Here is a 25717-nt window from a genome sequence, read left to right on the forward strand (position 1 = left end):
GCCACCGCCGTCGAACTGACCCTCGAAGAAAGCTGCCCGCCCGACGAGACCACCGCCGACAGGCCGGTCGCGGTGCTGCCGGGGAGCCCGGTGCGGCCTTCCCCCAAGGACGACGCGGTCGCGGACCTCGCCCGGCTCGTCGTCGACGCGCTGCCGGCGCTGCCCGCGCATCCCGGCGTCGACCTGCTCCGGCGCACCACGCCGCGGTTGCGCGACGACCGGACCCTGCCCGAGCCCGGGACGGAGCTGGTGAGCACGGTGATCGAGGCCGTCGAGGCGCTCGACGGCTCCACGCTCGCCGTCCAGGGCCCGCCGGGCGCGGGCAAGACGTACCTGGCAGGCAGGCTGATCGCGAAGCTGGTGCGCGCGGGCAAGACGATCGCCGTCACCTCGACCAGCCACAAGGCCGTGGAGAACGTGCTGTCCGCCGCGCTGAAGAACGCACCGGACCTGCCGTGCGCCAAACGCGCCAAGCGGACCCCGGATCCGGCCGCGCCGTGGGAGCAGCCGAAGACCAATCCCGCGCTGGTGAAGTGGCGTGAGGAGCACGACACCGGGCATCTGGTCGGCGGGACCGCGTGGACGTTCGCGAACGCCGCGATCCGCGAAGAGCCGTTCGACCTGCTGATCATCGACGAAGCGGGCCAGTTCGCCCTCGCCGACGCGCTCGCGGTGTCGATGTGCGCCAAGAACCTCCTGCTGCTGGGCGATCCGCAGCAGCTGCCGCAGGTCGTGCAGGGCACGCATCCCGCGGGCGCCGAGGCCTCCGCGCTCGGGCATCTGATCGGCGAGGCCGACATCATCCCGGCCGAACTCGGCTACTTCCTCGACGAGACCCGCCGGATGCATCCGGCCGTCTGCGCGCCGGTCTCGCGGTTGTCCTACGCGGGCCGCCTGCACTCGCATCCTTCGGCGGCCGAGCGGGCGATCGACGGCGTCGAGGCGGGCCTGTACCTCGCCGAGGTCGACCACCACGGCAACACGACGCGTTCGGTCGAGGAGGCCGACGCGGTCACCGCCATCGTCGCCGACCTCCACGGCCGGGCCTGGACCGACCACGGTGAACCCCGGCCGCTCGGCGACGAGGACATCCTGGTCGTGGCGCCGTACAACCTGCAGGCCCGCGTCGTCGCCCGTGCCCTCGACCAGGCCGGGTATCCCGGCGTGCGGGTGGGCACCGTCGACCGGTTCCAGGGGCAGGAGGCACCGGTGGTGATCACCACCATGACCTCGTCGTCCGCGGTCGATCTGCCACGTGGCCTGGATTTCCTGCTCTCGCGCAACCGGCTCAACGTGGCGCTCTCGCGGGCGCAGGCGCTCGCCATCGTGGTCTGTTCCCCGCGGCTGGTCGAGGCCGACATCCGCACGGTCGACCAGATGCGGCTGGTTTCGGGCATGCTCGGGTTGATGACCGAAGCCGTGCCTTGGCACGCAGGACGGAGTGGACGATGACCGAGAACAGCCCGGACAAGACGCCGGAAATCCTCGACGCCGAAATCGTCGAAGAGTCTCCGACGGCGCCGGTCGAGGTCCCGGAGCCGGACTACAGCGAGAGCGGCGTGCCCTCGTTCGACCACGTGCGGGACCGGATCGAGCAGCGGTACACGACCTCGCTGGGCTCGACCGAACTCGCCGGTCTCGGCGGCAAGGAGGACGTCGCCTCCCTGGACAAGAAGATCGCCGACCGCGACAAGGCCGCCAAGGACAAGCTGGCCGAGATCCGCCGGGCGATGCGGGAGCAGTGAGCCTTACCTCTCAAGACAAACCCAGTGCGGTGCACCGGCTTTCACGGCGATGGCCCGCGCCCGCCGGTAATGCCCGGCGGCCGCGTTGGGGCGGCCGAGGGCGGTGGCGAGGTCACCGAGGTACCACGCGACCGGCCGGAGGGTGAGCATTCCGCTTCCCGCCCCGGCGATCTCGCCCTCGGCGGGCAGGAGTTCGGCGTACAGCCGCTCCATCGCCGCCCGGTCGCCGTGTTCGATCTCGACGATGGCGTGCAGGCAGGTGCGGGCCTCGTACAGCAGATCGCGGGGCGAGTCCGGGATCGGGAGTACCGGACGGCACCAGCTTTCGTAGGCGCCGTAGCTCTTCACGTCCGTTTCGCGCGGCAAGCCTCGCTGGATCCGGTCGCAGTGCAGGGCGAGGGCGAGGATCCCGTTGTCCACTCCGGACATCGACGTTCCGGCGAGTCCGGCCGCGGCGGCACGGTAGGCGGCCTCTCCGCCGGGACCGGTCATCGCGGTCCGCATCGCGCGATACCACCGGGTGAAGACGCCGACGAGCGGAACGCCGTACTTCTCCCCGAGTTCGTCCGCCGACGCGGCATGCCGGTCCGCGGCCGCGAACTCCGCGAGCGCGCTGTTCGCCTGCATGAGCACGAGGTGTCCGAGCCCCTCGAACGTCACCAGCCGATGCCGCGTGGCCAGGTCGAGGAGTTCGCTGCCGATCTCGGCCCGCCTCGGCGCGAGCCCCGCCCGGTCGAAGGAGTGCAGGAACCGGGCGTTGAGCGCGAACGCCAGCAGCGCCGGATCGCCGAGCCGCCGTGCGAGCGCCTCGGCCTCTTCGGCCGCCTCACGAGCCCGGCGCCCGCCCGCGTTCCGCAGTTCGACGGCGAGCGTCGCCAGCAGACGGCACCGCTCGGCCTCCCGTTCGGCGGGCAAGGCGGCGAGCGTCCGTTCGACGGCGGCCGCGAGCCGGGAAGCCAGGTCCGGGTCGTCGCTTTCGGTCCAGATCGCGGGGACGTCGAAGGCGCCGATCACCCGGGCGGTCAGCAGCGGATCGTTAAGCTTTTCGGCCAGTTCCAGCGCTTCGGCGCGATACCGCCGTGCCCGGCCGAGGTCGCCGGACACGGCCGACGCCCGCGCGTTGCCCATGATCAGTTCGAGTCGCTTCTCCGTGTCGGAGGCGCCGGATCGGTCGTAGGCGGTGAGCGCGGCATCCCAGAGTCTGGCTGCTTCTGTTGGGGCGAAACGGCTTTCCGCCCGTTCGGCGGCAGCGCGCGCGTAGTGCGCCGCGCGGTCGGCGAACTTCCCGGACAGCACGAAATGGTGCGCCAAGGCATCGACGTCGTCCGGGTGAAGGGTTTCCAGCGCTTCGGCGACTTCGCCGTGCTCGCGGGCGCGCCTCGAACGGGACAGATCGTGGTAGAGGGTGTCCCGCACGAGAGCGTGCGCGAACCGGAACCGGCGCGGCGCCGCTTCGGTCAGGAATCCGTGCCGGGCCGCGGATTCGATCGCGTCGAGCGCGGTTTCCCCCACCAGGGCTTCGAGCAGGTCCAGGTCGAGGTCCGTCCCGATCACCGCGGCCCGGAACAGCACGCTCCGGACGGTGTCCGGCAGCGCCCGCGTCCGGTGCCGGACGACGTCACGTACTCCCGGCGGGACGGCGTCCAGGGCGGCCGGTCCTTCGGCCGCCAGCAAACGAGCGAGTTCGCGGACGAAGAAGGCATTCCCGGCCGTGCGCCGGTGAAGCACCGCGGCGGTCTCGGGGTCGACGTCCTCCCCGGTCGTGACGCGGACCAGGGCGGCGACCTCGTCCTCGGGGAGTCCTCCGAGATAGATCCGCGCCGGCTCGTGGCGGGCGGCCCGGCCGAGGAACTCCGTCAGCCTCGCGGACGGGTCGGTGCCGCGGTAGGTCGCGACGATCAGAACCGGCTCGGTGAGCACCGAGGTCAGCAACGCCAGCGTTTCCTCGCCCGCCCAGTGCAAGTCTTCGAGCACCAGCAGGAGCGGTGCGGCACCGGCCAGATAGGACGCGACCGCGCGATGCCATCGCCAGCGCGCGGCCAGCGGATCTTCGGTCACCGGCCCGGCCTGCGGCGCCACGCCGTATCCGGCGTCGGCGAGCGTGGCCAGGATCCGGGTCCAGGCATAGGCGGGCGGCGCGCCCTCGTCGTCGGGGTCGCTCCCCCAGGCCGTGGTCCACCCGCGCGCGGCGAGACGGGCGGAGAACGCCTCGGCGAGCGCGGTCTTCCCCACCCCGGCGTCGCCGGAGACGAGCACCAGCCGCGACCGTGCCGCCGCTTCCTCCAGCGTGGCCAGTTCCGCGGCGCGCCCGATCAGTGCCCGCTCGGGGATCTTGGGCACGGACGGCTGGAGCCGCGGCGCGTGCGCCAGGATATCGGCCTCCAGTTCGCGCAGGCCCGCGCCCGGATCGAGGCCCAGTTCGTCGGCGAGCAGTTCGCGCGCGGTGCGCAGGACGGCGAGCGCGTCACCTTGCCGTCCGGCACGATAGAGCGCCAGCGCCAGCAGCCGCGAACCGTTCTCCCGCAACGGATGTTCGCGCACCCGTGATTCCAGCTCCGGGATCACCTCGGCCGCCCGGCCAAGGGCGAGCAGCGCTTCGGCGCGCAGTTCCCTCGCCAGCAGCCGGAGTTCGGTCAGGCGGGCGACCTCGCCACGCGCCCAGCCCTCTTCGGCGAACTCGGCGTACGCGGGCCCGCGCCACAACGCGAGCGCACTGTCCACTCGCGACAGTGCGTCGCCGGGGCGCCGGGTACCGAGCAGTTCGCGGGCCTCGGTGACGGCGGCCTCGAAATCCCAGGCGTCGACGGACTCCGCGCGCAGGGCATAGCCGCGGGCGACCGTGACGAGCAGCCGCGCGGGTTCGCGAGGCGCGCGGTCCGGCTCCAGCGCACGGCGCAGCGCGCCGACGAAGGTCTGGACGGCGCCGACAGCGCCCTCGGGCGGACGCTCCCACAGGTCGTCGACCAGGCGTTCCACCGGTACGACCCGGCCGCGGGCGATCAGCAGCCTGGCCAGCACGGCCCGGTGCCGCGGCCCTTTGAGCGCGGCCTCGCCGTGCTCGTCCGTAGCCACGAGCGGACCGAGCACCCCGAACCGCATCACCACCTCCTGACCTCACTGACGGTGACCATCGTGCCCCGGCCGCTCGGTCATCGCTGACCGGGTGCTGATTCGGGCCGGGGACGCTGGCGATCACCCAGAAACGACCAGGAAGGCGATCATGCGCATCACCGGATTCGACTACCAGCGGGTGCCCGTCGCGGACGGCGTGGCCCTCAACGTCGCCGTCGCCGGGACCGGCAGCCCCGTCGTGCTGCTCCACGGTTTCCCCGAGACCCATCTCATGTGGCGGCACGTCGCGGCGGATCTGGCGGCGGACCACACCGTTCTCTGCCCTGACCTGCGGGGATACGGCGAGAGCGACAAACCGGCCGACACCGGCGAGACCTACTCGAAGCGCACGATGGCGGCCGACGTCGTCGCCGTCGCGCGGGCTTTCGGCCATGACCGGTTCGCCCTCGCGGGGCACGACCGGGGCGCGCTCGTGGCCCTGCGGGCGGGACTCGACCACGCCGAGAAGGTGAGCCACCTCGCGATCCTCGACGTCCTGCCGACGCTCGACATGTGGGACGTGCTGCACGGCACCAGCGCCGCCGTCGGCTTCCACCTCTACCTGATGGCGCAGCCGCCCGGCCTGCCGGAACAGCTGATCGGCGCCGCGCCCGACGCCTTCTTCGGGCACTTCCTCGACGCGTGGACGCGACGCGGCGACGCGATCCCCGCCGACGTCCGGGCCGCCTACCTGGAGGCCTCGCGGAACGCGGTGACCTCGATCGTCGCCGACTACCGCGCGTCGGCGGGCATCGACGTCGAACACGACACGGCGGACCGGGAAGCGGGCAACCGGCTCACCATGCCGCTCACCGTGCTCCAGCAGGACTGGGGTGCCGCCCTCGGCTACGACGCCGTCGCGCTCTGGCGGGCGTGGGCGGCGGATCTGGATCACCGGACGGTCACCTCGGGCCACTTCATGGCCGAGGAATCGCCGTCGGAGGTGGTGAAGGCGCTGCGAGAACTGTTGGCTCGCTAGCCCTTCTCGCACGCCGTCTCGGCGGAGGCGGCGTGCGAAACACCCCCATCGGCCTGGGCCGAACGGCATAACCCGTACCGCCACCCGCCCCAATCCGACAGGTATTCATGTTTAGCTTTTCGTCTGCGGGGTATCGGTCCTGCGCATCACCGACGAGGGGCCCCGACATGAAACCCAGTCCCAGACGCGCGCACACCGTCGCCCGCGATCTTCTTTCCCTCACCAGATCGGGCGAGGCCGACCGCCTCGCCACCGCCCTGGTGTCCATCGCCTCATCCACCCGCCAAGGACCGGCGCTCGGCGAAGTCGTCGGACGGCTGGTCGATACTTTCTCCTTGGCCGCCAAGGACCGCCGCCGTTCGCTGCGGATCCGTGAACCGTTCACCCTGCGCCTGCGCGATCCGGCGGGGATGACCGTCCGGCCCGACAAACTCGATCCGGGGGTGGCGGCGATCGTCCGCGCCATCGCCGCCAGCGTCCGCGACGACCGGGACACCTGCGCCGACCAGATCGGCGCTGCCTGCGAGAACGCCGATCTCGACCAGCGGATCCGGGTGCTCGCGCATTGCCTTGTCTGGACGTCGGATCTGCTCAGCACCGACACCACCGCCTATCCCCCGGTCCTGTCCTGCCTCAAGGGGTCGCAGCCTCATCGTCCACAGTAGACATTGCGCGGTTCGGATGACTTCGCGGCCGACGGGTGGACATCCCTTGCGCGGCACGGCAGGGTGGACAACCGCGCACGAAGTCCCAGCCCCCGATGACGGGCGCGTTTTCCCGGCCACTTCCCCTGGACCTGGAGCGCAGACTTGGACGAGGTAGCGCCATCGACGGTACCCGCGGACTCCCGTGCCGCCGCGACGGCCGGACGGTTGCCCAACCCGGACAGCAGGCTGGTCCGCGCCGCGGTCGCGGGTGATCCGGACGCGGTCCGGGAACTGGCCGCTTTCCTTTCCCCGCACGTGTTCCGTTACTGCGCCGGCAGGCTCGGGACCACCGGATCGGGTGCTTGCGACGCCCAGGACTGCGCGCAGGAGGTGTTGCAGGCGGTCCTGATCGCGCTGCCCCGCTACCGGTACCGCCCGGACCGGTTCCTCGCGTTCGTCTTCGGGATCGCCGGGCACAAGGTGGCCGACCTCTACCGGCGCCGTTCCCGCGAACCGGTCGCCTCGGTCCCGGAGATCGGTGACGGCTTGCCGTGCTGGTCCAGGCGCGACCCCGACGAGATCGAACGGCTGGAGCACTGGATGCAGGCCGGGGTCCTGCTGGCCAGGCTGCCGATGCCGCACCGGCAGGTACTCGCCCTCCGGTTCGTGTTCGGCCTTTCGGCCGAGGAGACGGCCGAACGGCTCGGCCTGCCGAGCGCGGGCGCGGTCCGCACGGCCCAGTTCCGGGCGCTCGCCCGGCTGCGTGTCCTGCTCACCGAGCGGAATGCCCGTTACGCGGCCGATGTCCCGAACCCCGAACCGGCCGCCGCGCCGGAACTCGTCCCGGTATAGAACCGTCCACTTCGGACCATCGAACACTTGTACGTCGCTTGTACGAGCGTCCTTCATTCTGTCCGCACATCCGGGGAAACCACTGGAGGACAGAGATGAAGATCCGATCGAGGATCGCCAGGGGCGCCATGGCCACGTTCGCGCTGGCCGGGGCGATCATGCTCGGCGGCGCGGGCGAGGCGCTGGCGGCGACGGGCACGGTGAACACCGACTCCGGGGTGGCGGTGACCGTCCGGTCGAGCCCGAGCACCGGCGCGAGTTCGGTCGGCACGGTCGCGAGCGGCACCGCCGTCACGATCGACTGCCAGACGAACGGTTCGACGGTGACCGGGAAGTACGGCACCACCGACATCTGGGACTACGTGCCGTCCAAGGGCGGCTACATCAGCGACGCCTACGTCTACACCGGTTCGGACGGCCGGGTCGCCCCGGACTGCGCCGGCACCACCCTCTCCTGCTCCACCGCCGGCACCGGCAACCCGAGGACCTGCGCCGAAGCCGTCGCGTGGGCGAAGGCGCATGTGCACACCAACAACGATCCCGACTACTACCGCTGGTGCGACCGGATCAACTCGTGGGCCTACGGCTGGTCCGCGAGCGGCTCGGAGACGGCCTACGTCCACTGGACCCAGCTCCCGGGTTCGTACAAGCACCCGGGTGACACCCAGGTCCCCGCGGGCGGGCTCGCCTTCTTCAGCAACGGCGGCACCGGGCACACGATGATCTCGATCGGCGGCGGCAAGTTCCTGTCGAACGACATCCACGGCCCCGGCAGCTTCACCGAGACCACGATCTCGGAGATCAAGAACGCCTGGAACTACACCTATCTCGGCTGGTCGCAGCCCTGGTTCAAGATCAACCACTGATCGCACGGGTGGCCTCGAAACGCTGCCGGACGAAGGGGTCCCCGTCCGGCAGCGTTTCTTCCGCCCGCCAGGAGAAACTCTCGGCGGTCAGCTCCGAAAAGATCCACCGGCGCCGGACGCCGTCGGTGTCGGCCTCGATCTCGAAGCCGTCTTCGGTCGGCTTCCCGACGAACGGGATCACCCAGCCGTTGCCCGGCCCGAGCCAGGTCGACCGGAACGCGTCGATCTTCTCGTCGTAGAAACGCAGGCTCATCCCCCATTCGCCGTCGAGGCCGTCGACCCGGCTCGCCCGCGCCGGGCAGATCCACACGTCGGTCACCGCGCGGCCGTCCAGCGCCCAGCCGAAATGCCATTCCCCGTCGACGGTCCGGACACTCCCGTCCTCGCCGTGGTTGTGCACCACCAGATCCCAGCTGCCGATCAGCGGCTCGAACACGCCGAGCCGTGCGGCGAGTTCGGGGCGCGGCGCGGCCGCGGTGAAGAGGGAGGCGATCCGTTCGGTGACGTCCATGCGGCCAGGATGACTATTTGACAGTATGCTGTCAAATATGACCGATCTCGTGCGCGACTACCGGCTGCTGATCGCCGACGTCTACGAACTGGCAGGGCTGAGCCGCCGGATCAGCGAACGGGAAGCCGCCGGACAGGGCACGACGGTCGCCCGCTGGCACGTGCTGAGCGCGGTGTCGGACGAACCCCTCGCCGTCCCCGCCATCGCCCGCCGCCTCGGCCAGGTCCGCCAGGCCGTTCAGCGCGTCGTGGACGACCTCGCCGAAGCAGGCCAGCTGCGGGCGGAGTCCAATCCCGCGCATCGCCGCTCGCTCCTGTACGGCCTCACCCCCGAGGGCGCGCGGCTGCTGGAACGGCTGTGGGACGCGAGCGAAGCGCCCCGGCTCGGGATGCTCGATGACAGCGGTGTCAGCGCCGCGGACCTGCGGCAAGCCCGCGACACGCTGCGCCGATTGACAACCGCGCTCAGCACCTGAAAGCGCCCTTTCGTCGCATCGTGATAAAAAGTGGCCGCGCGAGCGGGTTAGAGTTGACGGATGAGCACTGAGGCTCCCGCTACTCCCGCACCCCGGGAGCAGCGCGAGCTCATGCAGGCGATGCTCACCCGGCTGCCCGAGTTCAGCGACCGCCTCGCCCGGCTGCTCAGCGACGAGGACGAGTTCTATCACCAGGTGGACACCACCGCGCCGGACGAACTGCGCAAGGTCTGCCGGGCGAATCTCGAACGGGCGCTGACCGCCCTCGTCGAGGGCAGGGGACTTCCGCTCGACGCGGCCCGCAAGACCGGGCTGGCGCAGGCCCGGCAGGGTATCCCGCTGCCGTCCGTGCTCCGCGCGTTCCGGATCGGCGGGATCTTCGTCTACGAACGCCTGCTGGAACTGGCAGGCCCCGGGTTCATCAACCCCGCGCGCACGGTGGAGATCAATTCCAACGTGTGGAAGACCATCGATCTCTACTCCGACGCGCTGACCACCGCGTACAGCGAGGTGGCCGCCGAACTCTCGCACGAGAAACTCGCCCTCCTCGACGGCCTGCTGCAGGGCCGGTTCGCCACCCAGGCGGAACTGGAGGACGCGGCCAGGGAACTCGATCTCCCGGCGGCGGGCACGTTCGTCGCCGTCGTGACCGAAGCCGTCGAACAGAAGGAGCGGCCCGGCGTCGAGGCACTGTTGCGGGCACGGCGCTGGAAGTCGGTCTGGCGGCCGGGTGCCGAGACCGGACTGGTCGTGATCGACCGGGTCGAGGACGTCCGGCGGCTGCGCGACGTACTGGGCACCCTGCCGCTCGCGGTGGGGATGAGCAGACCGTTCAACGGATTCCTGGAGGCCCCGGACGCGGTCCACCGGGCCCGGATCGCCCGCCGGTCACTGGTGGCGGGCGCCGCCGGGGGGGCCGTCTTCGGCGACTCCCCTGTCACGACACTGGTCGCGAGCGCGCCGGCGATGTCGCGGGACGTCGTCCGCTCCGTGCTCACCGGGATCCTGGTGCTGCCCAAGGCCGAACGGGACGTCCTGCTCGACACGCTGATCGCGTGGTTCGCCGGGCACGGCTCGGCGAAGGAGGCCGCGGACCGGCTGATCGTCCACCCGAACACGGTCCGGTACCGGCTGCGCCGGGTACAGGAACTCACCAGGCGCGATCTGTCCGACCCGGTCGACGTCGGCGAACTCTACGTCGCGCTCGAAGCGGTCCGGCTGGCCGACGACGCGCGTTAGAGCCTTTCCGGCGCCATGTCGGCGTCGATGATCCTCGCGAGGTCGAGCAACGTGTGCCCGAGGCCGGGACGCGCGGTGAGCCGCACGGCCAGTGTGCGGCCGCGAGTGGTGGTGGCGACCGGCAAGGTCACCTCGGGGTTCGCGGATCTCGTCCACTGTGGACGACGCCCGGCCGCGGACAGGACGATGTCCGGATGCGGGGACCGCCGCCCGGGACGCCATCGTGATCTCCTGGCGTCGAGATCACGGATCACGTTGCCGTGCAACGAAAGCAGCGCGGCGACATCCGCGACCGCGTCGCGGAGTTCGAGGTCGGTGATGGAGTCCGAGTACGCACCGATGTCCAGGGCGCGGGGATCGATCGGGTCCTGCGGCACAGAATTCCTTTCCACCCGGCGGAAGTCGTCCGATGGTGGTCCCGCTCCCGTTGTTCCCGGGAACAAACATGTTTGGCTGCCTGCGCCGAATGGCGGCGCGGGTACCGCCTTCCGGTCGCACGGCGTACCTATGACCGTCGGTCACACCTTTGACGCCGATCGACCCGCGCGCCAGTATCTGGCGACTGATTACCGATGGGTAATGTGGATGTTCCCGTGGTTCCACCAGGAGGACCGTTGCGACGAGCGTTGAGCCTGATCTTCTTGGCCTTAGGGGTGTTCGCCGTCGCCGGCGCGGTGTCGCTGCCGACCTACGTGAAACCCGAACTCGCCAAAGTGCCACTGAACCAGGATTCGACGTCGGTCCTCGAAGGCACCGCGTCCAAGGTGCTCGCGGTGAAGACCGTGGGCGGCAAGACGGTCACGGAGATCCGCGACAACGCGAAACTGAAGGCCACCGCCCACGTGGTGGCGAATTTCGCGCCCCCGGAAATGCGGGAGGGCACGGACGTCGCCGTCTGGCTGCTGGCCGTCTCGGTCGTCGACACCCGTGACGACACCGTGGTCAACGCGAGCAAACGCCAGGTCTGCTTCGACCGCCGCACCGCGGAGGGCTACCTGCCGCCGGGCGGTGACCAGGAGGCGAAGTGCTCGGCCACCAGCAGCTTCGTCACGAAACTCAAGGACAAGCCCGAAAAAGAGAACCAGAAACCCGAGGAGATCCAGGAGTACAAGCCGCAGCCCGGCCTGAACTTCAAGTTCCCCTTCGGCACCGAGCAGAAGGACTACCAGGTCTACGACGACAACACCGGCCGCGCGGTCCAGGCCCGGTTCAAGGGCGTCGAGGAGATCAAGGGCGTCGAGGTCTACAAGTTCGTCCAGGAGATCCCCGACACGAAGGTCTCGATGAAGAAGGTGCCGGGCTCGCTCATCGGCGCCACCGGGAACTCCGTCGAAGCCGGCCAGTTCTACCGGGGCACCATCACCAGCTGGATCGAGCCGGTGACCGGGATCCAGGTCAAACAGGAACAGCAGTCCCACCAGGAGCTGCGATCCGCCGCGAATCCCACGCCCACGGTGGTCTTCGACGGCACGCTGACCTTCACCGACGCGACCGTCGACAAGATGGTCCAGCAGGTCGACGAGAACAAGGGCAAGCTCGACTTCATCTCCAGCACCGGGCCGGTCGTGCTCGGGATCCTCGGTGCGGTCTTCCTCGCGCTCGGGGTGTTCCTGCTGGTGAAGCGGCGTCGCGCACCTTCCCGGCACTGACTCGTCCCGAACCCGAAACTTCCAGCGTCTAGCGCTTCCGGAGCACCATCACCAGGTTCCACGACGCGACCTCGCGGACGCCCGGAACCCGCACGATCCACTGGGCCCAGGAGGGGTGGTATCGCGGATAGAACTCCTGGAGATCGGCGAGCGGCGTGGCCTTCCCCCACCGGATGGCCGCGCCGACCGAAAAGGCGAACAGGCTCTCGCCGAATTTGTTCTTCGGCTCCTTCCCCGTCTTTTCGCGGTAACGCCGCCGGGCATAGTCTCCACCGAGGAAATGCCACGGCGCGGTCTCGTGACCACCCCACGGGGAATACCACGGTGTGAACGAGGCGAAAATCGTGCCGCCGGGTTTGGTGACCCGGCACATCTCGGCCAGCATGACCTCGGGTTCGGAAACATGTTCGAGGACGTTCGACGAATAGCAGACGTCCACGGATCCGGAGCGCACCGGCAGTTCCGTCCCGCTGCCGCGGACCATGTTCTCGCCCGCCTCGCCTCGTGCCGTCAGCTCGCCGACATCGGGATCTATCCCGAGATAGGTGGCGCCGGCCGCCCGGAAAGCGTCTGAGAAATAGCCGGGGCCGCCGCCGACGTCGACAATGGTTCGGCCGTTCAACGGAGTGTGCTGAGCCACTTGCCGGACCGAGTCCTCGGCGAGCACCGAGTAGAAGCCGTCCGGATCGGTTTGCTCGGTGAGAAAGGTCCGGAACAACAGCACCGATCTGCGCAAGGTGGCGCGATGCGGCATCGTTGAAAAAGTCATCGACCGATTACCGACCATCGGACCATCGCTTTCCGAGAATGATTCATCTACCGTGTACGCACCGGTAACCTAGCATTGTCGCTAACAGGTTGGGAGAACCACGATGGAAAGGCCACGTGTGCTGCTCGTCAACTGGCGCGACACCGGGCATCCGGAAGGCGGCGGCTCCGAGCGGTACGTCGAGCGGATGGCCGAGGGGCTCGCCAAAGCCGGGTACCGGGTCGAAATCCAGTGTGCCGCCTATCCGGGCGCGAACGCCGGGGAATGGCGCGACGGGGTCCGCTACCGCCGCCGTGGCAACAAGTTCGGCGTCTACCTCCACGCGCTGCGGGCGATCCGAAAGGCGCATGCAGACCTCGTGGTCGACGTGCAGAACGGCATGCCCTTCTTCGCCAGGCTGGTCGCGGGCTGCCCGGTCCTCGTGCTGGTGCACCACGTTCACCGCGAACAGTGGATCAGCGCGCTCGGCGAGACACTGGGCCGGATCGGCTGGTGGATCGAATCCAGGCTGGCACCGTGGCTGTTCCGGCACTGCCGCTATGTCACGGTTTCCGAGATCACCAAGGGAGAACTCACCGGCCTCGGCATCGAAGGATCGCGGATCACCGTGGTCCCCAACGGCCTGGACACTCCGCCGCGCGTCAAGGCCGTCCGGGAGACCGAGCTGACGCTGGTCGCGGTCAGCAGGCTGGTGCCGCACAAGCGGATCGAGCACGCGATCGACGTCGTCGCGGAACTGGCGCCGCGCTGGCCGACACTTCGCCTCGAAGTGGTCGGCCAGGGGCCATGGGAGGAGGTGCTGCGCAACCACGCCCGTGACCGCGGTGTCGAGGACCGGGTGCGGCTGCACGGCTGGCTGGACGAGAACGAGAAACACGAGATCCTGGCGCGGTCCTGGCTGCACCTGTGCCCGTCGGTCAAGGAAGGCTGGGGCATCGTCATCATGGAGGCTGCCGCGCACGGCGTGCCCTCGATCGCCTACCGGGCGGCGGGCGGGGTGGCCGAGTCCATTGTGGAGGGAAAGACCGGCCTGCTGGCCGAGGACTTCGAGGATTTCACCGCGCGGGTGGACGAGCTGCTCGCCGACCGGGCCCGCCGGATCGAGATGGGCCTGGCCGGTGTCACGTGGGCGGGCCTGTTCGACTGGGAGCACAGCGTGGACCGGTTCGCGTCACTGGTGCGCGACGTGGCCGGGGTGGCCATCCCCCAGCCCAGGGTCATGACGCCGCAAGGCTTCCACGAGTCCGTCGGCGAGCCCGGCCGTCGCGGCGTCGTCGAAGTCCTTACGGCGTGCGCGCACGGTGACGGTGCTCGTGTCCCCGACGGTCGCCGCGCCGAACGCCACGCCTGAGCGGCCACTGGCGGCGGGATAGAACGCGATCGAGGTGACCGCGTCCGCCGCCGAAACGACGCCGAGGTTGGAAACGAGGTAGGTCGAGCCGAGCCTGCTCGCCAGCAGCCGCGTGCCCAGCCGGGCGATCCGGCTGCTGCGGGCGGGGAAATCGGGTTCCGGCGGCCGCGCGGCCAGCAGCGCCCCCACTTCGGCGGCACTGGGGTTCCGGCCGAGCCGCAGGCGGAAGAACGCGCTGTCGTGCTCGGGTTCCGGCGCGGCACCGCCTCGCCAGGAGGCGCCGACCGCGGCCACCACTCGCGTGCTCTTCCCGCCGCGCCGGGCGTTCCACGTTTCCGTCAGGTCGGCGGCCGCCGCCGCGAAGACCGAGGACCCGAGCCGCAGGCGAGGGAGATTCCTGGCGCTGAACACGTCTCCAGCGCCGCTTTCGGTTCTCTCCGGAGTGATCCTCGCTGGAGGCGCGAAAAGCGCCTCAGCGAGCCTGCGGACGGCCGAGCCGAGAAATGACCGATCCGCCGTACGCGCGCCGATTCCCTTGGCGGCGGAGGAGATCGGGGCGTCGAGGACGAGGCCGAGGACGGCGAGCAGGCCGAGCCCGTCGAGCGCGCCGTGATGGGCGGCGATCAGCACGACGGGTTCGTCGGTAGCGGCCGCGACGCGGATCAGCGGCGCACCGCGTTCGTACGGCGCCTCGGCGAAGCGATCACGGGTGGCCGGAAGTTCTTTCCCCGGAAAGGCTTCGACGTCGGGAGCGGCCCCGAGCCAGAGCCGCTCCTCGACCGCGGCGGCCAGCCGCGCCCGCGCTTTTTCGGGCGCCAGAACCGAAGACAGCTTCGCTTCCAGGAGGATGCTCCAGGAAACGGTGGGGTCGCCGTAGAGCCCGACGACGCGGTGCGCGTGGTCGGAGGCGAGCTGGGACACCGGCTCAGCGTTTGCCGTAGATGACGTTCTCGGGAGCCACGAGCGGGTTGTACTGCTCCTTGATCTTCGCCTGCACCTGGGGTGCGGCGTCGGGATCGGCGGAGTTCGTCAGCGCGTAACTCCCGCCCGCTGCCGTCGCGAGCCCGATGATGACGGCCGCGGCCGCGCCGATGAGGGTGCCCAAGACCTACTCCTTCCGCGACAGGGAATTCCTGCGTCGGCTCAATGTACGCACCGGTAACTTGAGGCACAACAGGGCGACGGCGATCGACAGCAGCGCTACTCCGTTTGCCAGCAGCACGGGGATCGGGGATGCCGTCTCGGTCACGGTGGGTGCACCGGGAGTGCGGTAGAGCGTGAGCCAGTCACCGGACCACACCGGTTCCGCGCCGGTCAGCAACCGCGGGTCGACCCGTCCCGGCGTCCCGTGTTCGACCAGGATCCAGCCGATTCCGGCCGCGGACAGGTCTTCGGGCGACTTCGCGGCGCGGACACGGTCCATTCTGGAATCTTCGCCGGCGATCTCCTCGTCACCGACCCGCAGCGTGTCGTCGGCGAGGACGGTCTCCGGCAGCGCCCTCGGCGCCGGGTCCAGCTGGGTCCGGTGGTCGTTCCAGGCGAAACTCCTGAAGGTGGACAACGGCAGCGCGACGACGTCGCCGGGCCGGTGGTCTTCGGCGAGCACCCGATGGACGGCGTTCCAGTCCTCCGGATAACGCACGGCCTCGATCCGCCCCCAGCCGCCCCAGGCGAGATCGGGCATGGTGAGCAAGGGAAAGAGCGCGGCGGCCACGACGAGTGCCACGCGCGCCGCCCCGGTCCGCAGCCGCGTGGCGGCGGCCTCGATCGCGAGCGCGAAGCCGAGCGCGACGGGGAGCGCCCACCACGCGGCCCATTTCTGCGCGTCCCGCAGCAGACCCGCGCCGGGGACGTGCCCCATCGCCCAGGACAGGACGGGTTCGCCGAACGGCAACGTCGCCAGCGCGGCGAGGACGACACCGAGAACTCCCAGCACCAGCAGCGCTCTCGCCGGCGGTGTCCCCCACCTTCGCGCCAGGGGAAGGAATCCGGCCACCGCCACGACGACCGTGACGAGGATCAGCAAAGGCGCCATCGGCGCGCCGCGGCTGCCGGGGGCGACGTCCCCGTTCCAGATGCCGCCGAGTCCCAGCACACTCAGGATCGCCGGGCCCCAGCTTTCCGCGCGGGCGCTGAACGCGGCCACCCCGGCGGGATCGGACAGCGTGCCGCCGTCGTGCAGGAGCGTCGGGACGAACCACGGCAAGTTGAGCACGACGGCGAGACCGACGGTGTGACCGAGTTTCCGAGGTCCGGCCAGCGCGATCGCGGTGAGCGCGGCCAGCGCCCCGCCGGGGGGGGTGAGCACGGCCGGGGCGCAAGCGAGCACCAGCCGCGCGAGCGCTCTCGGCTCGTTCGCGCGCAGGGAAAGGGCGGCGCGCGCGATCCACGGGAGGCAGGCGTAGGTGAGCAGAAGCGGCCAGTGCCCGATGAACAACCGCTCCGCGAAATAGGCCGTCCACGCGTAACCGGTGGCGGCGACGATCCGCGTACCGAGCTGCTCCGTCGGGACCAGCCGCGCTGCGCCGTATGCCGCGAGGAAAAGCGAAAGCAGGAGAACGATTTTCTGGACGATGTCGCCGGGAACGACCGCCGTGGCGAGCGCGATCACGGCGTCGGCGGGGACCGACCGCGGCAAGGCCGACCCGAGGCCGAGCGCGTCCGGCACGAGGGACTGACGCTGGGCGAACACCATGTCGTAACTCAGGACGAAACCACGTCCGAGCACCGGCAGGAACACCAGCAGCGCCAGCCCGGCCGACACCGCGGCCAAGGCGAGACGTTCGCGCCGTGCGTCCAAGTGCCCTTCCCTTTCCGCCTCGATCGCGGTTATGGTCGCTCGATTACTCGCCGGTAATAGGAGCGCCGTTGAGCGTAGACGTCGAGGCCGACCGGGCCAGAACCGACAAGCGCGTGGCGGCGATCCTCGTCTCGCTCGCGCTGGCGGGCAACAACGCCGGTGCCTACGCGCTGAGCATCGTCGCCGCCCGGCTGCTCGCACCGGGCGCGTTCGGCGAGCTGAGTTCGCTGCTGGCGGTGCTGGTGATCGGTGTCGTGCCCGCGATGGGCCTGCAGACCGTCGTCGCGCTGCGGGTGGCGCGCAAGCCACAGGACAGCGGGACGCTCCTGGCACTCGGCCTCACGACGAGCGCCGTCGTCGCGACCATCGGCCTCATCCTGGCGCCGGTCCTGGTCTTCGTCCTGCACCTGGACTCCGTGGTCCCCGCGCTGCTGCTCGCCGTCACGCTCGGCCCGCTGACCCTGCTCGGCCTTTTCCACGGCCTCCTGCAGGGCAGCGGCCGATTCTCGCGGCTGGCCGGGCTCATGTCGCTCGAAGGCGCGGGCAAGGTCGGCGGCTCACTCATCGGGCTCGCGATCGGCGGCAACGCCACCGGCGCGCTGGCCGGGACCGCGATCGGCTCGTACGCGGTGATCATCTGCGGCTGGCTCCTCTGTGGACGGCCGCGACCGCGCAAGGCGGGACGGCAGGCGGGCGAGGTGCTGCACGCCGCGCAGGCGATGCTGGCGCTGGTCCTGCTCGTGAACCTCGACCTGGTCCTGGCCCGCCACACCCTCCCCGCGACCGAGGCCGGCGAATACGCCCTCGGCGCGATCGTCACGAAGATCGCCTACTGGCTCCCCCAAGCCGTCGGCGTCCTGGTGCTCCCCCGCTTCGCCGACGGCGACGACCGGCGCCGCATCCTGCCCGCCGCCCTGGCCGTCTGCGCCGCCCTCGATTCCCTCGTCCTCCTCGTCTCGCTGGTCTTCGGCCCCCGTCTGCTGTCGTTCATCGGCGGCTCCGGCTACTCCGCCAGCACCATGCCGGTCTGGCCGTTCGCCCTCGCCGGCTCGATGCTCGCGCTGGTGCAGATCCTGCTGTTCTCCCGCCTCGCCGCGGGCGACCGGCGGGTGACCGTGCTGATGTGGGCGACCGTGGCGGCGGAGACGGTGCTGGTGACGACCTGGCTGCACTCGTCGGCCGTCCAGGTGGTGACCGTCGCCGCTTGCTGTGCCGGTGCTTTGGCTCTCTCGGGCGCCTTGTTGGAGGTCCGGTCGCGGCGGGCTTGAAGGGGCTGTGTGGATTTTGGGACGTCAGATGTCCCAAAATCCACACGGGCACGCACGAAAGGTCCGGTCACGGAACCAGACTGGCGGGTTCTGTCGGTGATCGGCCCCATGCTGCTCGGGTGCGAAGAGGAGACTGGGCACATCACCCCTTGATCACCAGCGGTCCGGCGGTGATCACGGTGAAGCAGCTCGAAGCCATCGGCATGCCGCGCCGGACGATTTCACGACGCTGCGAGCCCGGCGGGACGTGGCGGATGCTGCTGCCCGGCGTCGTGCTGCTCCAGAACGGCGAGCCGACGAACGAGCAGAAGAGCCACGCCGCCCTCCTGCACGCGGGCGTCAATTCGATCCTGACCGGTGTAAGCGCTTTGGCGCGATACGGGTTACGCAACCTTCCCGTCACCGGGGAGGTCCATGTTCTGGTCCCGGCGAACCACTCGGTCGCCGACAGCGGTTTCGTCCACATCGAACGGTCACGTCGCCTGCCGAAACCACGCGTCAGATCCGGGCTCCCGACAGCTCCGGTTCCCCGGGCGGTGATCGACGCGGCCCGGAGAACACCGGACAAGGACCTGGTCACGGCGATGATGGCCGAGTCCGTCCAGCGAGGTTTCTGCCTTCCCGGAGCGCTCGCCGAGGAACTCGACGAAGCCCCCCGAAGGAGCAGCTTGCGAGACACCCTCCTCCCGATCCTGGGCGGCGCCCGCTCGGTCGCCGAAGCCGACGCCTGGCACCTGTGGCGATGGTCGGACCTGCCCGAATTCCAGTGGAACGTCAAGATCTTCGGCTCCGACGGCGACTACGTCGCCCAGCCAGACGGCTGGTGTGACGAGCTCGCCTTCGCCTGGGAAATCGATTCCCTCGGCTACCACGCGGGAACCGAGGGCTTCCGCGAAACGCTCGCCCGCAACGCCCGGTACGCGGCCGCGGGGATCGTCGTTCTCCAGACGCTTCCGTCGCGGCTGCGTTCGGAGCCCGGCAAGGTCGTGGCCGAACTCCGGGCCGCGCTGGAAAGCGCGCGCCTACGCCCCCGGCCCGACGTCACCCTCGGCCTCACGCCCCGCGAACCAAGGCACGCACACAGCCACCATCGCCGCCGCGGCCAGCAGTAGCGAAGCCTGGGTCACCGGCCCGTAGGCCCACTCCTGCCCGTGCCCCAGCAGCCGCCCCACCACCGCGACGATCGTCCCCACGGCCATCCCGCCGAAAGCGAGATACCGCGGCGCGCGTTCGCTGAACTGGCGGGCCAGCAGGACGGCGATCAGCAGCACGATCGGCAGCATTCCGCCCAGTACGGCGAGCAGGCCGATGAGCACCACCGGGACGGCGATCCCGGAACCCGCCTCGACGGAGACATGACGCCGCCGGATCGGCCACAGGACACCGATCAGCACCGCGAGGATCGCGATCGCGCCGATCAGCAGACCGGAGCGGTATTTCCAGTCCGGGGTGAACTCGAGCTGGACGACGCCGCCCGAACCGGCGGGCAGGATCCACGCCTGCTGCCAGCCGTCGACGCGTGTCTTCACCAGCGGAGTCCCGTTCAGGGACGCTGTCCAGCCCGCGTTGGCGTTCTCCGGGACGGCCAGCACCGACTCGTCCCCGCCCGCCACGGTGACCGATCGGGACGTCGCGTCCCACGAGTCCACCGTGACGGCCCGGTGTCCGACCGGCCCGGCGGTCTTCCCCGCCGGTTTGAGCCACAGGTCCTGGACCACGAAAGACTCCGACCGGTCGGTGCGCAGTTCGTGCCCGCCCGCCGCCAGGTCGACGCCGCCCTGGGAATCGGGGCAGGCCGAGAGCGTCAGCGGCCGGTGCGCGACGAAATCGGCGAGCGTGCCGCGGACGGAGGTGTCGTAGGCGAAGCCGTCCAAGTGGACGTTCGGCCCGGATCCGCACGGTAGCGCGAACTCCGTGGGGGTGACGGGAAGTTCGGCGCCGGTCAGGGACAGGGTCCCGATCCCCAGCGAGTTCCGGGTCCGCTGGTCGTCGTCGAGGCCGGCGAACGCGATCTTCAGCTGCGAAGTGTCCAAAGGCGGGAACGTCGTGGAGCCGGAAGCGTCGAGTTCGACGGAACGGCTGTCCGTCGGCGTCCGCAGCTCCAGCCGTGCGGGCGTCTTGGCCGTTCCGCCCGGATCGGTGGCGACGCGGAGCCCGGAGATCGTCCGCGGTTCCGCCCAGTCCAGGGTCAACGCCGGCCGCAGGTCGGTGACGTCGGGCAGCCACGCGGTCGCGGGATCGCCGTCCACCGCGGCGAGCGCTCCCGCCGACGGATCCCCGCCCAGTTGCGAGGTCCCGGTCACCCGCACGCCCGGCGGCGCCACCGGCATCCGGCCGCCGCCGGCGGGCAGCACAGTTCCGCCGAACTCGTACGCGCTTTGCGACGTCGTCGAGAACAACCGCCGGATCCCGTCCGGTTCTTCGCCGTCGCGGGCCGCGGAAGCGTCGCAGCGGACGTGCCCGTTGTCGGGAACGCAGGCATAGCGCGGTTGCGCGCCCCGCGTGAACGCGAAGCCCGGCGCCGCGCCGGGCGGCAGGTCGGCAGGGACTTCGAGCGCGCGTTGCGGCTCGGCGCCGGGGATCTTCAGTTCCGAGATGCCGACGTTGCCGTCCTGCCTGCCGACCACGAGCGACAGCAACGTGATCCGCACCTTGCGCGTCACCCCGGGCGGCGCCGGGTAGGGGTGCGTCCCCTCGCCCCGCACGACCTGGTGATCGACGGAACCGTTGTCCGTGGTGATCCGGATCCGGGTCGGCGGCCAGCCGACGCGGATGTCGTCGACCATCGCGAGATCGACGCTGTTCACCAGCCTCGGCGTATCCAGTTCGACTTCGAGCCATTCCCCGATCGGACCGGTGAACGACGAGGAATGCCAGGCCGTCCGCGGATCCCCGTCCAGCGCGGCGAACGGCTGATGACTCGGATCCGAACCGCCGAACGCGTCGGCGAACGACGCCGCCGTCGACGCGTTCACCGAACGGATCCCCCGGTACGCGGCCACCGTCTGGTGCTGTTCCCCCGGAAACGGCAGGACGTCCAGCGCGGCCCGTTGCTGTCGCGGCGATTCCCCGGCCGTCAGCGTCTGGCTCAGGTTGTCCCGCACTCCGCCGACGTTGCGTTCGGCGCGGCGGAGCCCGTCGGTGACCAGTCGCGGTCCGGTCGGCGAGCCGCCGTCCCCGGTCAGCACGGTCGGCGTGCCGGGATCGAGCTGCCCGGAATTCATCAACGGCGCCAGGTTCTCCGGGCCACCACTCACCGTCGGAACGTCCTTTGTGGACGTCGCGCTGACGAGCGGCACCGGCCGCTTCACCTCGTAGATCTCCAGCGGCCCGAATTCGGCCGCCTTCCCGATCCCCGGCGATCCCGCCAGCCCGGCACGCAAGGTCGTGAAATCGGGCGCGCCGACCTTGGCGCGGTCGATGTCCCCGCGCAGCACCAGATACCGGTAGCCCGACCGCGCCAGCAGGTCGGCGAGCCCGGGATCTCCCCTGCCGTCGGCCAGTGCCGCGTCGACCGAGTCCATCAGGCGGGTGTTACCTTCCGACCCCAGCGGGACCTGGTTGCGCACGGCCCACGGACTGTCCGCGATGGCCTGCGCGGGCTCGTCCACGGTGCGGCCCCAGTCGTACTCGCCGAAGCCCGTCGCGGGCAGCAGCAGGGTGCGTGCCCGCGCGTCGGTCTTGGCGACCCAGCCCATCGCGTCGTACCAGTACCCCGGCACCTCGTCCCAGCCCGGCCCCGGCCGCAAGGTCAGCAGCCACACCGGCGCGGCCATCACCACGACCAGCAGGGCGCCCAGCGCCGGCCGCAGATTCCGGCGCAGCGCGGGCGCGGCACTCGTGATGCCGTGGACGAACGCCAGCATCAACGGCAGGCGCAGCACCGGTTCGAACTTGTGCACGTTGCGCAGCGGCGCGAGGGGGCCGTCGAGCAGATGCCGCACGGGTTCCGCGAGCGGGCTGTCGAGGGTCCCGACGTAACCGACGGTCAGCAGCGTCAGCCCGGTCAGGACGCCGAGCATCAGGAAACGCCGTTCGGGCAGGCCACGCCGCGCGAGGCCGAACAGCCCGACGGCGGCCACCAGCCCGGTGGCGGTCATGAGGACGGGGTTGTCGATCAGCGCCCAGCCCGACGGCCACCACGGCGTGCCCTGCACGACGTAGGCGACCCACTGGTTCGTGCCGCGCAGCACCTCGAACAACGACATCGGCGCCGTGGTGTTCGTCGCGGATTCGATGTAGTCCAGGAACGGCAGGCTGTACTGGCCGAGCAGGACCAGCGGCAGGATCCACCACAGCATCACGCCGACGACGAAGACGAACCACCAGATGACGAGTGCGACGTGCGTACTCCGCCATTTCCGGGTCAGCAGCCACAGTCCGGGCAGCACGAGCGCCATCACGACCATCGCGCCGTTGACGCCGCCCATGCACAGCACGGCGAGCGCGGACAGGCCCGCGGCGCGGCGGGGTGAACCGATCCGGTCGGCGAGGATCAGCGGCAGCAGCACCCACGGCAGCAGGACGGCGGGCAGCATCTCCGAGGACAGCGATCCGATTTCGGTGACCATCCGCGGCGCCAGGGCGTAGCCGACTGCTCCGATCAGCCGAGTCCGTTCGTTCCCCACTTTGAGCGCCCGGGCCACCAGCAGCGCACCCGCGAACGCGACGGACAGCAGGATCGCGCACCACAACCGCTGCGCGATCCACACCGGTAGCCCGACGGCCTGGCACAGTGCGAAGAACGGCCCCATCGGGAACAGGTAGCCATAGGCCTGGTTCTGCAGTTCCCCCGCCGTCGCCTGGGGATTCCACAGGTGCAGCGCCCGGCCGAGGAAGGCCAGCGGATCCACGGCGAGGTCGAGTTTGGTGTCGAACGTCGTCCTACCGGGACGCTGCAGAAAGGACAGCGCGGTCAGCGCCAGCACGATCCACGTACTCGGCCTTTTGAGCAGCGCGCCGGGGGTTACCATCCGGTAGATACTAGGCGGAAACGTGGCTACTATGCGCCTATGACAGACGGTTTCGAAGAAGCCTGGTCGCTCGCCGAACCCGTCAAAGGCTGGATGACACGGGAGCAGGGCCTGGCCCTGTGGACCGCGGCGTGCCGTCTGGACAAGGGCGATCTGATCGTCGAAATCGGCAGCCACCAGGGCCGTTCGACGGTCGTCCTCGCCACCGCGGCCCGGACGGTCGGCGCCACCGTGGTCGCGGTGGACCCGTTCGTCGACGGACGGCTGTTCGGCGGATCGCCGACCCGCCAACGGTTCGAGGCGAACCTCAAGGCCGCGGGCGTCGACGACGTCGTGGAACTCGTGGCGGAGTACAGCACGAAACTCCGGCCGCGCTGGACCCGGCCGATCCAGCTGCTCTATATCGACGGCAAACACGACTACTGGACCTACACCGACGACCTGCGCTGGTCGGAGCACCTGGCCGGCGGCGGGGAGATCCTGGTCCACGACTGCTTTTCCTCGATCGGCGTCACCCTGGGCACCATCGCGAAAGTCCTCTTCGGACGGCGGTACACCTACCTCGACCGTGCGACGTCCATGGCCAGATTCCGGCTCACCCCGCCCTCACCGAAGGACAGGCTGCGCGTGATCGCCCAGTTGCCGTGGTTCCTGCGCAACGTCGGGATCAAGATCCTGCTGCGACTGCGCTTGGCACCCGTGGCGAAGATCTTCGGCCACGACAGCCCGTACGACCCTTACTGAGTGAGCGGCTTGCCGACCTCAACCTTCGCGAGACAGACGGGAGCGCCCTTGGCGGACAACTGGAAACCGACCTTGTCGAAAAGCCCTTCGATCGGCAGGTACATCGTGTGCAGGCCGGGCTGGAACCACACCGGCACGCGAACGCCGTCGCGGTCCACCACGCCTTCGCCGCCGTCCGCGGTGAAGTAGTCGATCCGCAGCAGGTACCGGCCGAGTACGGGGGTGTCCAAGGGAACGCGGACCAGTTGCTCAGCGACCGGATGACCGCAGCCCGCCACCGGCCCCGGCACCCCACGGGAAACCGGGTCCACCCCGGTGATCGGCCGGGCGGTGCCCGAAGCGTCCAAAAGGGACATCCGGCTCGTCGGCTGGTCGAACAGGACACCCGGGATCAGCCCCACGACCCGCGAGGTGCGGGCGTTCACCCCGAACCAGCCGTGCAGGATGTCGTTCGGCACCGTGGTGTCGTACAGGACGAGGTCGGGATCCCGTGCCACCGAAGCGCGTGCGTTGGCGAGGAACTCCCGGGAGTGGTCGAACCGCAGCCCGGGCGCCAGCCGGGAGAAACCCACCGCGGAACTCGCGATCAAGGCAAGGCACACCACCAGGGCGAGCGGCCGTTTCGCCGGAGACGGCAGTGGATCCGACGGCCGGTCGAGCGATTTGGGCTCCAGGAAGGCGAAAGCGACACACAGCGCGACGACGAGCGCCAGATCGGCGACATAGCGGGGATCGCTGCCCAGTTCCGGGCCGACCTCGGTGAGCCGGGTCGCCGCGGAGAGCCCGACATCGGCGGCGAAGACGACGCCGAGCAGCAGCCACGCCTTCCGTGCCCGGACTCCGCCGGTGCGGACCCCCGCGACCAGGACCACGACGGCCGCGAGCAGGAGCAGGATCCTGACCACCACACCGGAAGCGGCGAAGGTCGCGCCCGGGCCGGGGCCCGACCACGGCCCGCCGACCATCCCGGGCACCAAGGTGTCGCCGATCATCCGGCCCGCCATATCCGCGACGGTGCCGACGGTGACCGGGCCGGTGCCTTGTCCGACCTGACTGCTGGTCAGCGTGAGGAAGACGGCGGCGTACCCGGCGAGCACGGCGATGAGCACACCCCAGAGCACGACATGCCGTCGCAGCGAGACGCCGAGCAGCACGGTGACCCCGGCGAGAAGTACCGGGATGAACACGGCCTTTTCGTAGAAGGCCAGCCCGAAAACGGTCCAAGCCACGGTGGCGATCGCCCAGCGTCCGCCGTCGGCCAGGTACCGCACGTGCGCGTGCAGGGCCGCGGTGGTGGCCAGCAGCACGGGCGCGAATTGCAGGGCGTAGGCCCACCACAAGGTCGGGACGAGCTGCAGCGTCGATGTCGTGAACATCGTGAACGGGACGAGAATCCCCCACCGGCGCCCGAAACAGCGCACCAGCACCGTCCACAGGAGAACCGAGGCCGCGGCCTGCATCAGCAGGAGCGGCGCCATCAGCACGGCGAAGTCCAGTGGCTGCCACGCGGTCAGGAGGTCGGCGAGCAGGAAGCCGCCCGGCGCGAGATGACCGTGGTAATCCTGGAAGAAGTAGCCGAAGTCGAACGGCCCCGCCTTCGCGGCGTGGTAGGTGATGACGAAGTCGTCCTGCGCGAGGCTTCCCCGCAACGCCGCCCAGATGTGCAGCAGGAACGGGACCACGCCGGCGACGAACGCGGTGAGCGTGACCGGCGACGGTCTCTCCCCCAGTGCCACTC

The 25717-nt window shown here is 70.2% G+C and carries 21 protein-coding genes; 13 read left to right on the plus strand and 8 right to left on the minus strand.

The window, feature by feature from the left end; translation table 11 throughout:
• Positions 1–258 precede the first annotated feature (258 nt).
• Positions 259–1452: a DEAD/DEAH box helicase gene (locus SD37_RS44325; RefSeq protein WP_418189828.1), complete on the plus strand. Its 1194-nt coding sequence runs from the start codon at positions 259–261 to the stop codon at positions 1450–1452.
• Positions 1449–1745, plus strand: a complete 297-nt coding sequence (locus SD37_RS24460) for a hypothetical protein (RefSeq protein WP_044856691.1) — start codon at positions 1449–1451, stop codon at positions 1743–1745. Before SD37_RS44325 ends, SD37_RS24460 begins: the two co-directional genes overlap by 4 nt.
• 3 nt (positions 1746–1748) lie before the next feature.
• On the opposite strand, the gene SD37_RS24465 is transcribed toward SD37_RS24460, so the two are convergent.
• Positions 1749–4844, minus strand: a complete 3096-nt coding sequence (locus tag SD37_RS24465) for an AfsR/SARP family transcriptional regulator (protein WP_065912958.1) — start codon at positions 4842–4844, stop codon at positions 1749–1751.
• A 121-nt stretch (positions 4845–4965) separates the two neighbouring features.
• On the opposite strand from SD37_RS24465, the gene SD37_RS24470 reads away from it, so the two are divergent.
• The 4 genes from SD37_RS24470 to SD37_RS24485 all read left to right on the plus strand — a co-directional run bounded on the left by SD37_RS24470 (position 4966) and on the right by SD37_RS24485 (position 8200).
• A complete protein-coding gene (locus tag SD37_RS24470; RefSeq protein WP_044856689.1) occupies positions 4966–5835 on the plus strand; it encodes an alpha/beta fold hydrolase in 870 nt (289 codons plus the stop codon).
• 167 nt (positions 5836–6002) lie between these two features.
• On the plus strand, positions 6003–6500 hold the full coding sequence (locus tag SD37_RS24475) for a hypothetical protein (protein ID WP_044856688.1): 498 nt from the start codon (positions 6003–6005) through the stop codon (positions 6498–6500).
• A gap of 144 nt (positions 6501–6644) precedes the next feature.
• Entirely contained in the window at positions 6645–7334 is a 690-nt protein-coding gene (locus SD37_RS24480; protein ID WP_044856687.1) for a sigma-70 family RNA polymerase sigma factor, read from the plus strand.
• Positions 7335–7429: 95 nt separating this feature from the next.
• Positions 7430–8200, plus strand: a complete 771-nt coding sequence (locus tag SD37_RS24485; protein ID WP_044856686.1) for an SH3 domain-containing protein — start codon at positions 7430–7432, stop codon at positions 8198–8200.
• Here SD37_RS24485 and SD37_RS24490 read toward each other — a convergent pair.
• Entirely contained in the window at positions 8190–8711 is a 522-nt protein-coding gene (locus SD37_RS24490; protein ID WP_044856685.1) for a hypothetical protein, read from the minus strand. The genes SD37_RS24485 and SD37_RS24490 overlap by 11 nt on opposite strands.
• A gap of 37 nt (positions 8712–8748) precedes the next feature.
• On the opposite strand from SD37_RS24490, the gene SD37_RS24495 reads away from it, so the two are divergent.
• The gene (locus SD37_RS24495) at positions 8749–9186 is read left to right on the plus strand and encodes a MarR family winged helix-turn-helix transcriptional regulator (RefSeq protein ID WP_044856684.1); all 438 of its coding nucleotides are present in this window, start codon (positions 8749–8751) and stop codon (positions 9184–9186) included.
• 60 nt (positions 9187–9246) lie between these two features.
• A complete protein-coding gene (locus tag SD37_RS24500; protein ID WP_065912959.1) occupies positions 9247–10425 on the plus strand; it encodes a PucR family transcriptional regulator in 1179 nt (392 codons plus the stop codon).
• On the opposite strand, the gene SD37_RS24505 is transcribed toward SD37_RS24500, so the two are convergent.
• Entirely contained in the window at positions 10422–10802 is a 381-nt protein-coding gene (locus SD37_RS24505; RefSeq protein WP_044856682.1) for a hypothetical protein, read from the minus strand. The genes SD37_RS24500 and SD37_RS24505 overlap by 4 nt on opposite strands.
• A gap of 237 nt (positions 10803–11039) precedes the next feature.
• Here SD37_RS24505 and pgfA point away from each other — a divergent pair, with 237 nt between their 5' ends.
• Positions 11040–12074: a cell envelope lipid trafficking protein PgfA gene (pgfA, locus tag SD37_RS24510; RefSeq protein WP_044856681.1), complete on the plus strand. Its 1035-nt coding sequence runs from the start codon at positions 11040–11042 to the stop codon at positions 12072–12074.
• Between the two features lie 28 nt (positions 12075–12102).
• Here pgfA and SD37_RS24515 read toward each other — a convergent pair whose 3' ends face one another.
• Positions 12103–12798 (minus strand): class I SAM-dependent methyltransferase, encoded by a 696-nt coding sequence (locus SD37_RS24515; RefSeq protein ID WP_044856706.1) that lies wholly within the window; start codon positions 12796–12798, stop codon positions 12103–12105.
• 163 nt (positions 12799–12961) lie between these two features.
• Between SD37_RS24515 and SD37_RS24520 the strand changes: the two genes are divergently transcribed.
• Complete coding sequence (locus tag SD37_RS24520) at positions 12962–14194, plus strand: glycosyltransferase family 4 protein (protein WP_044856705.1); 1233 nt, start codon at positions 12962–12964, stop codon at positions 14192–14194.
• Positions 14195–15119: 925 nt separating this feature from the next.
• Here SD37_RS24520 and SD37_RS24530 read toward each other — a convergent pair.
• Positions 15120–15299 (minus strand): DUF2613 family protein, encoded by a 180-nt coding sequence (locus SD37_RS24530; RefSeq protein ID WP_044856680.1) that lies wholly within the window; start codon positions 15297–15299, stop codon positions 15120–15122.
• A gap of 3 nt (positions 15300–15302) precedes the next feature.
• On the minus strand, positions 15303–16994 hold the full coding sequence (locus SD37_RS24535) for an MmpA family trehalose lipid delivery protein (RefSeq protein ID WP_065912961.1): 1692 nt from the start codon (positions 16992–16994) through the stop codon (positions 15303–15305).
• Positions 16995–17062: 68 nt separating this feature from the next.
• On the opposite strand from SD37_RS24535, the gene SD37_RS24540 reads away from it, so the two are divergent.
• On the plus strand, positions 17063–18262 hold the full coding sequence (locus SD37_RS24540) for a lipopolysaccharide biosynthesis protein (RefSeq protein ID WP_044856678.1): 1200 nt from the start codon (positions 17063–17065) through the stop codon (positions 18260–18262).
• A gap of 119 nt (positions 18263–18381) precedes the next feature.
• Complete coding sequence (locus SD37_RS24545; RefSeq protein ID WP_236725105.1) at positions 18382–19374, plus strand: hypothetical protein; 993 nt, start codon at positions 18382–18384, stop codon at positions 19372–19374.
• On the opposite strand, the gene SD37_RS24550 is transcribed toward SD37_RS24545, so the two are convergent.
• Complete coding sequence (locus SD37_RS24550; protein WP_044856677.1) at positions 19285–23235, minus strand: alpha-(1->3)-arabinofuranosyltransferase; 3951 nt, start codon at positions 23233–23235, stop codon at positions 19285–19287. The genes SD37_RS24545 and SD37_RS24550 overlap by 90 nt on opposite strands.
• Before the next feature lie 39 nt (positions 23236–23274).
• Between SD37_RS24550 and SD37_RS24555 the strand changes: the two genes are divergently transcribed.
• Positions 23275–23979 carry a class I SAM-dependent methyltransferase gene (locus SD37_RS24555; protein WP_044856676.1) on the plus strand — a complete coding sequence of 235 codons (705 nt, stop codon included), beginning with the start codon at positions 23275–23277 and terminating at the stop codon, positions 23977–23979.
• On the opposite strand, the gene SD37_RS24560 is transcribed toward SD37_RS24555, so the two are convergent.
• Positions 23973–25715, minus strand: a complete 1743-nt coding sequence (locus SD37_RS24560; RefSeq protein WP_044856675.1) for a hypothetical protein — start codon at positions 25713–25715, stop codon at positions 23973–23975. The two genes, SD37_RS24555 and SD37_RS24560, sit on opposite strands and share 7 nt — an antisense overlap.
• Between the last annotated feature and the right edge of the window lie 2 nt (positions 25716–25717).

This window comes from Amycolatopsis orientalis (genome assembly GCF_000943515.2).
GTDB classification, from domain to species: Bacteria; Actinomycetota; Actinomycetes; order Mycobacteriales; family Pseudonocardiaceae; genus Amycolatopsis; species Amycolatopsis orientalis.

Excerpts from the sequence above, each read along its gene's own strand:
- SD37_RS24475 (WP_044856688.1), top strand. The coding sequence starts at position 6,003 with ATGAAACCCAGTCCCAGACGCGCGCACACCGTCGCCCGCGATCTTCTT.
- SD37_RS24555 (WP_044856676.1), top strand. The coding sequence starts at position 23,275 with ATGACAGACGGTTTCGAAGAAGCCTGGTCGCTCGCCGAACCCGTCAAA.
- SD37_RS24460 (WP_044856691.1), top strand. The coding sequence starts at position 1,449 with ATGACCGAGAACAGCCCGGACAAGACGCCGGAAATCCTCGACGCCGAA.
- SD37_RS24490 (WP_044856685.1), bottom strand. The coding sequence starts at position 8,711 with ATGGACGTCACCGAACGGATCGCCTCCCTCTTCACCGCGGCCGCGCCG.
- SD37_RS24470 (WP_044856689.1), top strand. The coding sequence starts at position 4,966 with ATGCGCATCACCGGATTCGACTACCAGCGGGTGCCCGTCGCGGACGGC.
- SD37_RS24485 (WP_044856686.1), top strand. The coding sequence starts at position 7,430 with ATGAAGATCCGATCGAGGATCGCCAGGGGCGCCATGGCCACGTTCGCG.
- SD37_RS24550 (WP_044856677.1), bottom strand. The coding sequence starts at position 23,235 with ATGGTAACCCCCGGCGCGCTGCTCAAAAGGCCGAGTACGTGGATCGTG.
- SD37_RS24500 (WP_065912959.1), top strand. The coding sequence starts at position 9,247 with ATGAGCACTGAGGCTCCCGCTACTCCCGCACCCCGGGAGCAGCGCGAG.
- SD37_RS24495 (WP_044856684.1), top strand. The coding sequence starts at position 8,749 with ATGACCGATCTCGTGCGCGACTACCGGCTGCTGATCGCCGACGTCTAC.
- SD37_RS24465 (WP_065912958.1), bottom strand. The coding sequence starts at position 4,844 with ATGCGGTTCGGGGTGCTCGGTCCGCTCGTGGCTACGGACGAGCACGGC.